The 13,488-nt window shown below is 68.9% G+C and carries 13 protein-coding genes and 1 pseudogene; 6 read left to right on the forward strand and 8 right to left on the reverse strand.

Annotated elements, in window-relative coordinates:
* Positions 1–52 precede the first annotated feature (52 nt).
* The 4 genes and pseudogenes from KY661_RS00810 to KY661_RS00825 all read right to left on the reverse strand — a co-directional run bounded on the left by KY661_RS00810 (position 53) and on the right by KY661_RS00825 (position 3,291).
* Positions 53–817 carry a sulfite exporter TauE/SafE family protein gene (locus KY661_RS00810; RefSeq protein ID WP_083423463.1) on the reverse strand — a complete coding sequence of 255 codons (765 nt, stop codon included), beginning with the start codon at positions 815–817 and terminating at the stop codon, positions 53–55.
* Positions 814–1,146 (reverse strand): rhodanese-like domain-containing protein, encoded by a 333-nt coding sequence (locus KY661_RS00815; protein ID WP_225409159.1) that lies wholly within the window; start codon positions 1,144–1,146, stop codon positions 814–816. Before KY661_RS00815 ends, KY661_RS00810 begins: the two co-directional genes overlap by 4 nt.
* Positions 1,147–1,155: 9 nt before the next feature.
* Positions 1,156–1,839, reverse strand: a pseudogene (locus tag KY661_RS00820) (MBL fold metallo-hydrolase); the annotation flags it as partial.
* Between the two features lie 126 nt (positions 1,840–1,965).
* A complete protein-coding gene (locus KY661_RS00825; RefSeq protein ID WP_225408360.1) occupies positions 1,966–3,291 on the reverse strand; it encodes a sigma-54 interaction domain-containing protein in 1,326 nt (441 codons plus the stop codon).
* A 136-nt stretch (positions 3,292–3,427) separates the two neighbouring features.
* On the opposite strand from KY661_RS00825, the gene KY661_RS00830 reads away from it, so the two are divergent.
* A complete protein-coding gene (locus KY661_RS00830; protein ID WP_225408361.1) occupies positions 3,428–4,690 on the forward strand; it encodes an NAD(P)/FAD-dependent oxidoreductase in 1,263 nt (420 codons plus the stop codon).
* Positions 4,691–4,706: 16 nt separating this feature from the next.
* On the opposite strand, the gene KY661_RS00835 is transcribed toward KY661_RS00830, so the two are convergent.
* Positions 4,707–5,468 (reverse strand): SDR family oxidoreductase, encoded by a 762-nt coding sequence (locus KY661_RS00835; RefSeq protein WP_225408362.1) that lies wholly within the window; start codon positions 5,466–5,468, stop codon positions 4,707–4,709.
* 261 nt (positions 5,469–5,729) lie between these two features.
* Between KY661_RS00835 and KY661_RS00840 the strand changes: the two genes are divergently transcribed.
* Positions 5,730–6,680 carry a DMT family transporter gene (locus tag KY661_RS00840; protein WP_225408363.1) on the forward strand — a complete coding sequence of 317 codons (951 nt, stop codon included), beginning with the start codon at positions 5,730–5,732 and terminating at the stop codon, positions 6,678–6,680.
* 26 nt (positions 6,681–6,706) lie between these two features.
* Positions 6,707–6,913: a carbon-nitrogen hydrolase family protein gene (locus KY661_RS00845; RefSeq protein ID WP_225408364.1), complete on the forward strand. Its 207-nt coding sequence runs from the start codon at positions 6,707–6,709 to the stop codon at positions 6,911–6,913.
* Between the two features lie 15 nt (positions 6,914–6,928).
* On the opposite strand, the gene KY661_RS00850 is transcribed toward KY661_RS00845, so the two are convergent.
* The 3 genes from KY661_RS00850 to KY661_RS00855 form a co-directional block, all read right to left on the reverse strand.
* Entirely contained in the window at positions 6,929–7,447 is a 519-nt protein-coding gene (locus KY661_RS00850) for a GNAT family N-acetyltransferase (protein WP_225408365.1), read from the reverse strand.
* 139 nt (positions 7,448–7,586) lie between these two features.
* Entirely contained in the window at positions 7,587–7,718 is a 132-nt protein-coding gene (locus KY661_RS37130; RefSeq protein ID WP_263436600.1) for a hypothetical protein, read from the reverse strand.
* Between the two features lie 9 nt (positions 7,719–7,727).
* The gene (locus tag KY661_RS00855) at positions 7,728–8,744 is read right to left on the reverse strand and encodes a linear amide C-N hydrolase (RefSeq protein ID WP_225408366.1); all 1,017 of its coding nucleotides are present in this window, start codon (positions 8,742–8,744) and stop codon (positions 7,728–7,730) included.
* Positions 8,745–8,818: 74 nt separating this feature from the next.
* On the opposite strand from KY661_RS00855, the gene KY661_RS00860 reads away from it, so the two are divergent.
* From KY661_RS00860 to gyrA, 3 genes are all read left to right on the forward strand, one after another.
* On the forward strand, positions 8,819–9,622 hold the full coding sequence (locus KY661_RS00860; RefSeq protein WP_225408367.1) for an acyl-CoA thioesterase: 804 nt from the start codon (positions 8,819–8,821) through the stop codon (positions 9,620–9,622).
* Between the two features lie 39 nt (positions 9,623–9,661).
* A complete protein-coding gene (locus KY661_RS00865; RefSeq protein ID WP_225408368.1) occupies positions 9,662–10,450 on the forward strand; it encodes a tetratricopeptide repeat protein in 789 nt (262 codons plus the stop codon).
* A gap of 148 nt (positions 10,451–10,598) precedes the next feature.
* Positions 10,599–13,388, forward strand: coding sequence for a DNA gyrase subunit A (gene gyrA, locus KY661_RS00870; RefSeq protein WP_225408369.1), 2,790 nt, complete (start codon positions 10,599–10,601; stop codon positions 13,386–13,388).
* The last annotated feature ends 100 nt before the right edge of the window (positions 13,389–13,488 follow it).

The following is a 13,488-nucleotide window of genomic DNA, read 5'->3' on the forward strand; positions in this document are numbered from 1 at the left end:
AAATGCTCGCTTCAAGCATTAGCGTTTTCTCAAGTCACGGGTGTGATGCGTTTCACACCCGTGGCAGTTCCTGGACGAGGATGAAGAGGCCGAGCACCACGGTGAAGAGGGCGAATCCCCGCCGGAGCCCCTCCGGGGAAAACCTCCGGGACAGCGACGTTCCCAGAAAGGATCCGGCCACGGTGGCCAGGGACATGCCCGCGGCGAGGCCCCAGTCCACGGGGGCCCCCGTGAGCCACGCGCTGAGGAACCCCGAGGCGGAGTTGAGGCAGATGACGAGCAGGGACGTCGCCACCGCCTCCGGCATGGAGAGCCCGCCCACGAGCGCCAGCGCGGGGACGACGATGAAGCCGCCGCCTGCGCCCACGAGGCCCGTGAGCACGCCCACGCCCAGGCCGTTGCGCAGCACGGAGGCCCACGGGTTGCGCGGGGGCGGGGCGGGAGGCTCACTCGGGGCCCGGCGCGGACGCAGCATGGCGAACGCCGTGACGAACATCAGCCCCGCGAAGACAATGAGCAGCAGTTGAGAGGGAACGGCCCGGCCGAGCCTGCCGCCGAACGCCGCGCCCGCCATCCCCGCCGCGCCAAAGAGCAAGCCTTCCCGCCATTGCACTCGGCGCTGCTTCGCGTGAAGGAGCATGCCCACCAGGCTCGTCACCCCCACCACGGCCAGGGAGGTGGCGATGGCCCCCCGGGGCTCCATTCCCAGCACGTAGACCAGGATGGGGACGGTGAGGATGGAGCCTCCGCCGCCCAGAAGGCCCAGCGTGAAGCCCGCCACCAACGACAGACACGCTCCCAGCAGGAGCGCCGTCATGCGCGGGGCGCTCCATCCTGCGCGCGCTCTGCTTCCCTCACCGCGAGCATGCCTCCCTCCAGGTTGTAGAGCTGGAGGAAGCCCCGCTCCGCGAGCAGCCGCGCGGCCTTCAGGGAGCGGTTCCCCGAGCGGCAGATGAGCAGCAGGGGCTCGGAAGGGGACCACGATGCGGCGGCGGTGAGAAGGCGCTCCAGGGGGACCAGCTCGGCATCCGGCAGGTGGCCGAGGGGGCCCTCGAACTCGGCGGGCTCGCGCACGTCGATGCGGCGGGCGGCGGTGGCGGGGGGCAAGTCCGGGGGGCGCACGGCATGAATGGGAGCCGGGGACACGGGGAGTGGCGAGGGAAGCAGGCCACAGGCCCGGTTGGCCGGCACCGCGATGGCCAGCTTCCGGGGAGGCGGCAGGCGGAGCTGGGCCATCAGCGCGATGAAGTCCGCGCGGTCCTTGCCCGCCAGGCGTGGGTTGAGGCGCTGCTCCTCGCCAATCGTTGTCACCGTATGGCCATGGTAGTCATGCCCCGGGTGCACGAGTGTCTCCTCGGGAAGCGCGAAGAGCACCTGGGTGATGGAGTCGTGGAGCTGCCCGGCGTCTCCATTCTGGAAGTCGGTGCGTCCCGTGCCCCGCACGAGCAGCGTGTCGCCGGTGAAGACGTGCCCCTCCACGTGGTAGCTCAGGCTGTCATCGGTGTGGCCGGGCGTGGCGAGCACCTGGAGCTTCAATCCCCCCACGCCGATGTGCTCGCCATGGCGGACATGCAGATCCGCACAGGAGGCCCCTTGCGCGCTGGCCACGAGCTGGCAGCCGGTCCGCTCGCGCAACCGGCCCGCGGCCGTCACGTGGTCGGCGTGGACGTGGGTTTCCAGCACATGCGTCAGCGTCAGCTCCAGCCCCGCCAACAGCGCGAGGTCCCGCTCCGCCTGTTCCAGCACGGGATCAATCAGCGCGGCGTGCCGGGTGGAGGGATCCGCCAGCAGATAGGTATAGGTCGAGGATTCGGGATCAAAGAGTTGCCGGAAGAGCATGTGCCGTGTCTCCAGGCCTGGGGGCTTGTGCGAGTCCCATGCCAGTCCTGGCGTGCCTGGGATGCCGGGCACAGCCTCTCCAGGGGAGAGGGGGGCAAGCGTTTCACGGCCGTTTCCTGAAACGTTTCAGCGTTCCGCACCTTTGGAGGCCTGGCGCAGCCTGCGCCACAGGGTGATGCGGCTGATGCCCAGGAGGGCGGCGGCCTTGGCCCGGTTGCCCTGCGTCTGGGAGAGCGCGCGGTGGATGTCTTCCACGCCAACGGGGGCCGTGCTCCGGTGCGACGCTTCGGACGCCCTGGGCGCAGGGTGCGCCTGCTCATTGAACTCCGGGGGAAGCTCCGCCTCGGAGAGGGCCGGGCCCTCGCCCATGACGTGGGCGTACTCCATGACGTTGCGCAGCTCCCGCACGTTGCCGGGCCAGGGGTACTCGTGAAGCTGGCGCTGGGCCTGGGGGGAGAAGCGCAGCACCTGGCGTCCTCCCCGCGCGTTGAGGTCCTTCAGGAACCGGCGGGCCAGCGGAAGGATGTCCCCGGGCCTCTCCCTCAAGGAGGGCAGGAAGAGGGGCACCACGCGCAGCCGGTACATGAGGTCCGCGCGAAAGCGGCCCTGCTCCACCTCCCGCCGCAAGGCGCGGTGCGTGGCGGCCACGATGCGCACATCCACCGAGATGGGCTCGCGTCCTCCCACGGGGATGACCGAGTGCGTTTCCAGCGCCCGGAGCAGCTTCGCCTGGAGCTCCAGGGGCAGCTCGGCCACCTCGTCCAGGAAGAGGGTTCCCCCGCCGGCCAGCCGGAAGTGCCCGGGGCTGTCCCTCACGGCGCCCGTGAACGCGCCCCGGACGTGGCCGAACAGCTCGCTCTCCAGGAGGCTGGGGGACAGCGCGGCGCAGTTGATGGCCCGAAAGGGGCCCTTCGCCCGGGAGGAGAGGGCATGCAGGGCATGCGCGGTCAGCTCCTTGCCGGTGCCGCTCTCGCCCCGGACGAGGACGCTGGCCTCCGTGCGGGCCGCCCGCTCGATGGTGCGAAAGAGCCGGCGCATGTGCGGATCCTGCGTCCACAAGCCATGAAAGAGCTCCTCCGCCGCCTCGGGTTCCGCCGGGGCCAGGGAGAGGTGAACCGCCCAGCCCACGTCCCGGGGGCCCTCTGTCAGGCCCGTGGCGCGCAGGCGCAGGGCCCGTGGTGCGCCGGGGCCCGCGGGCTCCCGTAAGGTGAGCGAGAGCGCCTCGTTCGCGCTCAGGGCCGTCCGGAGCTTCTCGGTGGGGTCCGCCTCGAAGGCCTCCGAGAGCCGCTGGCCCGGCTTCAGACGGCTCTTCAGGAGCGAGGTGGCCTGGGCCCCCAGGGCCAGCACCCGGGTCTGGGCATCGAGCAACACGGTGGGCCCGGCGAAAGCCTCCAGGGCCCGCAGGGACTGTTTCAGCGCGTCTGCCAATGGCACGTCGCCCCCCAGGTTCATGAGCGCTTCATACCGCGACGCCGAGGGGCAAGCGGCCCGGCGTTTCACGGCGTTTCATTCGCCCGCCTCCAGGCAGGTCTTCCGGGAGCAGGCCCAGGAAGGGAAGGTTGGCATGGGCCATGCTCTGAGAGAGGGCATGACCTTCCAACAGACGGCTTCTCCCGCTTCGGCGGCCCTGGTCCGAGTCCCTGCGCGCGAACACTTCCGTGTCGTCCTCATCGGTGGAGGAACGGCGGGCATCACGGTGGCGGCGCGGCTGCGGCGCCGGGGGGTGACGGACATGGCCATCATCGAGCCCTCGGCCAAGCACTACTACCAGCCCTTGTGGACGCTGGTGGGGGCGGGGGTCTCGCGCGTGGAGGACAGCGTGCGGGACGAGGCGGACTTCATCCCCCGGGGCACCCGGTGGATCCAGGAGCGCGCCGAGGAGGTGGATCCCGTGGCCCGCGAGGTGCGCACCACGTCGGGCCTGCGCGTGGGGTATGACTTTCTCGTGGTGGCGCCGGGCATCCAGCTCGACTGGGATAAGGTGCGCGGCCTGCGCGAGGCGCTCCAGACGCCCTGCGTCTCCAGCAACTATGACTTCCACCTGGCGCCGAAGACCTGGGAGATGATCCGGGGCTTCCGGGGGGGCACGGCCCTCTTCACGCATCCGGCCACGCCCGTGAAGTGCGCCGGGGCGCCCCAGAAGATCATGTACCTGGCGGCGGACCACTGGCGGCGCACGGGCCTGCGCGAGCAGGTGAAGATCCTCTTCGGCTCGGGCGGAAAGGTCATCTTCGGCGTCAAACCCTTCGCCGAGGTGCTGCAAGGGGTGGTGAACCGCTATGGCATCGACACGCGGTTCCAGCACAGCCTGGTGGAGGTGCGCGGGGACCGGAAGGAGGCGGTCTTCGAAGTGCCACGTTCCGAGGGAGGCACGGAGCAGGTGGTCATTGGCTATGACTTGCTTCACGTGACGCCGCCGCAGAGCGCACCCGACTTCATCCAGAAAGGCCCGCTCTCCCACGCGCAGGGGCCCAACAAGGGCTGGGTGAAGGCAGACAAATACACGCTTCAGCATCCGGATTATCCGGAGGTGTTTGCTTTGGGAGATGCCTCGGACCTGCCCACCTCGCGCACGGGCGCGGCCATCCGGGACCAGGCGCCCGTGCTGGTGGAGAACCTCCTGGCGGTGATGGCGGGCCGCAAGCCCGAGGCGCGCTACGACGGCTACGCCTCGTGCCCGCTCACCACCGCCTACGGCAAGCTGCTCCTGGCCGAGTTCGACTACGAGGGCAAGCCTGCGCCGACCTTCCCCTTCATCAACACCTTCCAGGAGCGCCGGGACATGTGGCTGATGAAGAAGCACGGCCTGCCCCGGCTCTACTGGGGCTTCATGCTGCGCGGCCTGGCCTGAGAGAAGGGAGGGCCGCTCAAATCGCCGTGGCGCCGCCGTCCACCGGCAGGGCGATGCCGGTGGTGAAGCCCGCCCCATCACTGCACAGGTAGATCACCGCCGCGGCGACCTCCTCGGCCTTGCCGATGCGCCCGATGGGGTGCACGGCGGCGGCGAACTGGGCCTTGCGCGGGTCGGCCTCGTGGGCGCGGCGGTACATCTCGGTGTCGATCACCGCCGGGCAGACCGCGTTGATGCGGATGTTCTTCTTGGCGTACTCGACCGCCACCGACTTGGTCAGCCCCAGCACCGCGTGCTTGGAGGCGGCATAGATGCTCATCTTGGGCGCCCCGCCCAGGGCCGCGACGGAGGCGGTATTGACAATCACCCCGCCGCCCTGCGCGAGCATCACCGGAATCTGGTGCTTCATGCACAGCCAGACGCCTTTGACGTTCACGCCCATGATGGCGTCGAACTCCGCCTCGCTGCCGTCGGCCAGCTTGCCCTTCTCGATTTCGATGCCCGCGTTGTTGAAGGCATAGTCGAGGCGCCCATAGGCCGCCACGGTGCCCTGGACCAGCGCGTGGACCTCGGCGGCCTGGGTGACATCGCAGCGGATGAAGCGGGCCTCGCCCCCCGCGGCGCGGATCTGCCCGGCGGTGGCCTCGCCCCCGGCTTCATCGATGTCGGAGACCACCACCTTGAGGCCCTCGCGGGCGAAGGCCAGGGCGGTGACGCGGCCAATGCCGGCGGCGGCTCCCGTGACCAGGGCGGTGTGTCCTGAAAGTAGGCGGCTCATAACGGACTCCTCGTAGAAAGACAGGCGTGAGAACGCTCCCGTGGGTTTCGCAATCGTTTGTGCCGGAGGCAAGCCCTATTCCGATGAGAAGGATGGGGTGCTCATCCGACGTACCTCGAGTTCCACACCGAGGATGCTTCACCGTTGAAGACTTCCGCCGCCCCGCGTTTTCCCGGTCGCCTGGACAGCACCTTTGCTCGCCGCTGAGCATTGTGTTTTCCATGCAGGGCGCGGGTCATGCGCGCGCCAGTGAGTCGAGACATGAGCCGAGCTTCCACCCTCAGTCCTGCCCTCCCCCGGATCTCCTCGAGCTGGACGGCCGACCTGTCGTTGTTGCTGGTCGCCGTCGTCTGGGGATCGTCTTACCTGGCCGCGAAGACGGTGCTGGCGTCGGCACCGGTGTATCTCTTCCTGTTCGCGCGCTTCGGGCTGACGGTGGTGCTGATGCTGCCGTTCGTCTGGAAGCACCTGCGCAACTCCACCCGCGAGGAGTGGTTCGTGGGGGGCATCCTGGGGCTGTTCCTCCTGGCGATCTTCTCCCTGGAGACGCGCGGGGTCAGCCTGACCACGGCCACGAACGCCGGGCTCATCATCTCCCTGGCGGTGGTGCTGGTGCCGCTGGTCGAGGGGGCGGCCTTCCGCCGCTTCCCCGGCTGGGGGCTGTTGGGGGCCGTGGGGCTGTCGTTCGCGGGAACGGCGCTGCTGACGGTGCGCGAGGGCTGGAATCTGCAATTCAATGCAGGCGATGTGCTCATCTTCGGGGCGGCCCTGGTGCGCGCGTTCAACATGACCTACACCCAGAAGCTGACCGCGGGCAAAGAGCTCAACTCGCTGGCGCTCACGGTGATTCAGTTCATCGTGGTGACGGTGGGCACGGGCGTGGTCTCGGTGGCGACGCTCGACTCCTCGGCCTTGCGGTTTCCGGTGGATGCGCAGTTCTGGGTTTTGACCCTCTACCTGACGCTGTCTTGCACGCTCTTCGCCTTCTATATCCAGCTCACGATGATTCGCCGCACGTCCCCGTCGCGGGTGGGGCTGCTGATGGGCACCGAGCCCATCTTCGCCGCGCTGTTCGCGATGCAACTGGGCGGGGAGCAGCTCTCGTGGCAGGGGTGGTTGGGCGGGGCGATCCTCGTCGGGGCGACGTTCTGGGGCCGGAAGGCCGAGGAGCGGCGGAGGGTCCTGACGCAAGCGCAGACCGCGCCGGCGTGAGGTTTGAAGCGCTCCATGGGGAGTGATTGCGCTCGGATTGCCCGGACGGCTCTCCGGATGGGGGCCGCAATGCTCCCGAGACTGTCTTCATGCGGGGCGGAAGCTGCATCCTCGGTCCGGGGGGACAGGTGCTGGCCGGGCCGGTCTATGGCCAGGAGGTTGTTCTGACCGCGGAGGTCGACCTGGCGGAGATTGCGCGCAGCAAGTACGACTTCGTGGCGCGCAAGGCGTAGGCAGGGCGGGGCGCCTCAGACCCGTTTGTAGAACAGGGTGGTCCCGGAAGGCTGGCCGTCGGGCATCAGGGCGTAGTCTGGGATGACCCCAACGCGGGTCCACCCGAGCTGGGCATAGAGCTGCTCGGCGGCGGAGCCTGTCACGGTGTCCAGCACGAGCAGCGTCCGGTTCAGCCGGTGGGCCTCCTGTTCGAGCTGTTGCACCAGGGCCTGCGCGATGCCCCGGCGCCGGGCCCGTCGGTGGACGAGCAGCTTCTTCACATCCGCCCGGTGCTGCTGGTTGTCGGGCATGTGGAGGTCCATCTGCACGGTGCCCTGAATGCCGGAGCCGTCCCGGGCCACGAGGAGCACGGTGGTGCCGTCCCGCACCGCGCCGAACACCTTCCGCCAGAAGGCCTCGGCGCGCTCCCGGGGCAGCCCGGCCATGAAGCTGACGGACGCGCCCCCTTCGACACAGTCCATCAGGACCTCCGTCAGCGCGGGGACAAGCTCCGCCTCGCCGCTGGCCGAGGCCCGTTCGATGCTGAAGTCCATGGCGCCATGGTGCGCGGCTCACGCCTTGGCGTGCAATGGCTCCGGAGGCGAGGTCTCGGGCCGTCCAAGGTCCCACGCGCCATCGAGGACGCGCTTGTTCACGTGCGTGCCGAGCCGCAGCGCCTCCAGGGCTGCGGCACTACCGCGACCGCTTGGCCCTGTCGGCCCTGGCCTTGTCGTCCTCCTCGGCGAGGATGGCCCCCGACGCGGTGGCCGGCAGGGTGGCGCAGCCTGTGGCGAGCAGGCACAGCAGTGGGAGTGCGGTCCTCATGGAGACAGCCTATGCCGGCAGCGGCAAGGCCACCTGGCCCGTGGGAATGGGCAGCTGCTTGCCGCTCAGGGCCGTGAAGTCCAGGGTCTTGAGATCGATGCTCCACGCCAGGGGGCTGCCATAGACGCGGATGTTGAGGAGCCGGTTCGTGAGGTCCTTCACCACCGCCCACTGCGTATAGTCATACTCTACCCCCTCGGGGTTCGTGAGCGTCGGCTGGGTCTTCGCGCGCACGGTGCCCAGCGGGATGTCCACGCTGTTCAGCAGGTGGAAGGCCAGCACCGCCGTCTCCGCCGCCGTCTTGGGTTGGAGGGCGAATTGTTTCAGGTACGCGGCCCGGACGAAGCGGGCGGGCGGCGTGGCGTGGCCCGGCAGCCCATCCATGCCCGTGCCATGGCCCGTGGGGGCGAAGGATTGGCTTCCCAGCGTGATGCTCTCCTTGTCCCAGGGGGTGAGGTTCACGTAGTTGCGCAGGTTCTCCAACTGCCAGGGAAACACCGGCCGGTTGGTCAGCACGCCCACCGGGTTGTTGCTGATGACCGGTTTGCCCTCCAGGAACTCGATGACGATGCTGTTGCCCTTCGCGTCGTGGACGGGGAAGTGCAGCGGTCCCGCCTTGGCCACCCACTGGCCGCCCACCACGTGCACCGAGCCGCTCTCCAACGCGTGGCGGACGTCGTCCGTCGTGGCGCAATGGCTCAGCATCCAGTTCACGAAGAAGGCGCAGAAGACATTCTTGTGAGACAGGCTGATCGGTTGGTACTCGGTGCCCGGCAGCCACAGGGCCCCCGTGGAGAGCCCCGCGGTGTTCAGGCCATCGGTCACCACGGGCAAGTCGAAGGACGACGTCCCCACGTAGCCGTAGTCCGGCGTGGTCTCGAACGCTTCGCCTTCCAGGCCTCGCAGCACGGCCTTCTGCTTGGGCGCTTGCACGTAAATCTTCGTGCGCAGGTCCGCCCCGAATTCCATGCTGCGCCCATTCACCCAGGCGCCATCCGCTGACTGAATCAGAAAGTCCGTGCACATGAATTCCCCCCCTTTGGCTGCGTGCGACGGCCCATTGTAGTCAGAATTGTTTCTGCTGGTAGGGTGCCCGGTCCATGAGCTCGCCTTTTCTCGCCGCCACCCTCGTGACTCCCCTGGGAGAGGGGCGTTACCGCAGCCGCTTCGATGCCTCCTGGTACCAGGGGCGCGGGGCCTACGGGGGCGTCGTCGCGGGCCAACTGCTGCGCGCCATGGAGCACCAGGTGGCAGACCCCACCCGGCCCGTGCGCTCGTTCACCGTGCACTTCTGTGCGCCCGCCGTGCAGGGAGAGGCGGAGCTGGAGGTGCGCCTGGAGCGCGTCGGCAAGCTCATCACCCACGCCACCGCCCGGACCGTGAACGCTGGGGGCGTGGTGGCCGTGGCGAGCGCCACCTTCGGCATTGCCCGCCCGGGCCTCGAATACCTGGAGGCACGGCCTCCCCCGGTTCCTCCCGCCGATGATGTGCCGGTGCTGCCGGAGGACGTGCCCATGCCCGACTTCTGCCGGTTCTTCGAGTACCGCTACTGCCTGGGCGGTGCCCCGTACTCCGGCGCTTCGGAGGCCCGCACGGGCGGATGGATTCGCCCGAAGGGCGAGCCGCTGACGCTCGACGCGGCGCTGTGCGTGGGGCTGCTGGACGCCTATCCGCCCTCGGTGCTGTCACGCCTGGAGGGCTTCCGGCCCGCGGCCAGCGTGGACTTCACGGTGCACTTCTTCCAGGCTTTGCCCCGGTCCTCCGGGACTCCCGGAGAAATCTTCCTGCGCACCGGAATTTCCCGCCAGGCGGGCGAGGGGTTCTCGGAGGATCTCCAGGATCTCTGGAGCGCCGACGGGGTGCTGCTGGCCCAGTGCCGGCAGCTCGTGGCGGTGCTCGGCTGAGAGCGAGCGAACGGGGCGCGGCTGGCCTAGAGTGCGCCCATGGCGAAGACTCCTCCCCGTGGTAAGTCCCCGGCGAAGAAGCAGCCCCCCCGCGCGGCGGCTCCCAAGCCTCGCAAGGCCCCCGTGAAGGCTCCGGTGAAGGCCCCCGTGAAGGCGGCCCGGCCGCCCCCGGCGCCGGTGCCCGAGGGCCCCGTGGCTCGCGCCCCCGTGGCCCCTCGCCGCATCGCCGTCGAGGTCGAGCCCCCCGCGCCGCCCCGGCCCGCCCCCAAGGCCCTTCCTGCGGGCGAGCCCGTGGACAAGGGGGCCACGTTCCCCCTGGAGATCGACCCCAAGCGCATCGAGGAGGGGCTCAAGAAGCTCCAGAACGAGGTGGCCCACTGGGCCAACAAGGGCCGCTACACCAAGGTCCGCTTCAAGTTCCGTGGAAAGCAGCTCCTGCCGGACCTGCCGCTGGCCGCTGTGGCCGCCGCCGAGGGGCTCACGTTCTACTGGGGCGGCGTCCTGCGCCTGCTCATCGCCAACGTGGTGGGCAACAGCGTGCTCCAGGTGGAGTTCGTCAACGACGCCGACAAGCGCGTCCAGGCAGGCAGGGAGGCCCTGCTGTCCGGCGACGTGGAGCAGGCCCTCTCACTGTTCCGGGAAGCCCTGGTGATGGACCGGGACAACGCCGCCGCGCACCTCAACGTGGGCGTGGCCCTGAAGCTCAAGGGAGACCGGGAAGCCGCGCTTGTGGCCTTCGAAAAGGCCCGCAAAAGCGATCCCGAAGGTCCCACCGGCGCCGAGGCGGAGCGGCTCGCCGCGCCCCTGCGTCCCAAGGGCGTCGCATAGCCCACCCCCTGCGGCCGAGCAACCCTGCCGACACCCCCTCGTTTCCCTTGTTGACGCTCGGATATCGGGGGGTTACGTACGCTCCTAGCTTTGGCGGATGCCCCCTTTCAGGCGGGCCCGCCACCCTGCCTTGCCAACCTGAAAAGCCATGGCCGACGACACCACCGACAAGCCGGCAACGCCCCCCGCTTCTCCGCCTCCGCCGCCCCCGGGGAGCGCCGGAGAGCTCATCCCCGTCAACATCGAAGACGAGATGCGCCGCTCGTATCTCGACTACTCCATGTCCGTCATCATCGGGCGCGCGCTGCCCGATGTGCGTGACGGCCTGAAGCCCGTGCACCGCCGCGTGCTCTACGCGATGCACGACCTGGGCAACACCCACAACCGCGCCTACAAGAAGAGCGCGCGCGTGGTGGGCGATGTGATCGGCAAGTATCACCCCCACGGTGATGCCTCCGTGTACGACGCCATGGTGCGCCTGGCCCAGGAATGGAGCCTGCGCTACCTGCTGGTGGACGGCCAGGGCAACTTCGGCAGCGTGGACGGCGACTCGCCCGCGGCCATGCGCTACACCGAGGTGCGCATGGACCGCCTGGCCGAGGAGCTGCTGGCGGACATCGACAAGGAGACCGTGGACTTCGGGCCCAACTACGACGACTCGCTCACCGAGCCGCTCGTGATGCCCACGAAGTTCCCCAACCTGCTGGTCAACGGCTCCACCGGCATCGCGGTGGGCATGACGACCAACATCCCGCCCCACAACATGGGCGAGATCATCGATGGGACGCTGCACCTCATCGATCACCCGGAGGCCACCGTCCGGGACCTGATGCAGTTCATCCCCGGGCCGGACTTCCCCACCGCCGCCATCCTCACCGGCCGCGAGGGCATCGTCCGCGCCTACGAGACGGGCCGCGGGCAGATGACCATCCGGGCCCGCACGGAGATCGAAACCAGCAAGAAGGGAGACCGTGAGGCCATCATCGTCACGGAGATTCCCTACCAGGTGAACAAGGCGCGGCTCATCGAGAAGATCGCCGACCTGGTGCGCGAGAAGAAGCTGGAGGGCATCAGCGACATCCGCGACGAGAGCGACCGGCAGGGCATGCGCATCTTCATCGAGCTCAAGCGCGACGCCATCGCCGGCGTGGTGCTCAACAACCTGTTCTCGATGACGCCGATGGAGACCACCTTCGGCGCGGTGATGCTGGGCATCGACGGCGGACAGCCCCGCACGCTCAACCTCAAGGAGCTGCTGGACCGGTTCATCTCCCACCGCCGCGACGTCATCACCCGCCGCAGCCGCTACGAGCTGCGCAAGGCGCTCGCGCGCCTGCACATCGTTGAGGGCTTGCTCGTCGCGCAGGACCTCATCGACCTGGTGGTGAGCCTCATCCGCGCCTCGAAGGATCCGGACGAGGCGCGCTGGGGCCTCATGCACATCCTGTCCTCGGAGCTCTACGAGCACGAGCGCTTCGGCAACCTGCCGCGCATCGACTACGCGCAGGCCAAGGCGCAGATGGAGAGGCTCGTCAGCCGCGCGCGCGCCGAGGAGCCTGACTACTTCGGCCTGGAGCACAAGTACGAGGGCCAGGGCTTCAGCGAAATCCAGGCGCAGAACATCCTGGAAATGCGCCTGCAGCGGCTCACCGGCCTGCAGCGCGAGGAGCTCTTCAAGGAGCTGCTGGCGCTGGTGCGCGACATCGCCCGGCTGCGCGACATCCTCGCCCACGAGAGCAGCCTGCTGAACGTCATCAAGACGGAGCTGCACGACATCCGCGCCCGCTACAGCGACAAGCGCCGCACGGAAATCACCGGCGCGGTGTCGGAGATCACCAGCGAGGACCTCATCGCCGAGGAGGACATGGTCGTCACCCTGTCCCACACCGGCTACGTGAAGCGCTCGCCGCTCACCGAGTACCGGGCGCAGAAGCGCGGCGGACGCGGCAAGACGGGGGCGACGACGAAGGAAGACGACTTCGTCACCGACCTGTTCGTGGCCAGCACCCACGCGTACCTCATGCCCATCACCACCAAGGGCAAGCTGTACTCGCTCAAGGTGCACCAGATTCCCCAGGCCAGCCGCACCTCGCGCGGCAAGGCCATCGTCAACCTGGTGAAGTTCGAGGAGGACGAGAAGCTCGCGCAGGTGCTGGTGACGCGGGACTTCCCGGAGAACCGCTTCGTCTTCTTCGTCACCAAGAAGGGCGTGGTGAAGCGCACCGACCTGAGCGCGTTCGCCAACGTGCGCGTCAGCGGCATCATCGCGCTGGGCATCGAGGAGGGCGACGAGCTGGTGGCGGTGAAAATCACCGACGGCAGCAAGGACATCCTCCTGTCCACCGCCCAGGGCATGAGCATCCGCTTCCCCGAGGAGGAGGTGCGCTCCATGGGCCGCCAGGCCTACGGCGTGAAGGGCATCACCCTGGTGGACGGCGACGAGGTGGTGGGCGCCGACGTGGTGGAGAAGGACGCCACCATCCTCACGGTGACGGAGAACGGCTACGGCAAGCGCACCCAGGAGACCGAGTACCGGGTGCAGGGCCGCGGCGGCAAGGGCATCATCGACATCAAGACCACCGAGCGGAACGGCAAGGTGGTGGGCCTGGTGCAGGTGAAGGATGCGGACGAGGTGCTGCTCGTCACCAACGGCGGCATGCTCATCCGGATGCGGGCCCGGGAGATCTCCGTCATCGGCCGCAACACGCAGGGCGTGCGGCTCATCGCCCTGGAGAACGGCTCCGAGAAGGTCACGGGCATCTCCAAGCTGCCCGAGTCCAGCACCGACTCCGAGGAGGTCCTGGAGGGCGAGGGCGAGGGCGAGGCCCCGGTGGCCGGCGAGCCCGAGGCGCAGGCCCCTGGAGCGCCCTCCGAGGAGGCTTCCGAGGAGCCCTCCGGCGGCTCCGAGCCCGAGGGGGGAACGTCCCAAGAAGAGTGAGCCACTCCCAGTCTCTGCTCTCCAAGACGGAGAGCAGAGACCTCGGTTGGGAGGGCGTCTGCCGGGCCCTGGCCAGCCCAGAAGGGCTCCGAAGCAGCAC

The sequence above is a fragment of the Allostigmatella hybrida genome (assembly GCF_020103775.1).
In the GTDB taxonomy this organism is placed as follows: domain Bacteria; phylum Myxococcota; class Myxococcia; order Myxococcales; family Myxococcaceae; genus Hyalangium; species Hyalangium aurantiaca.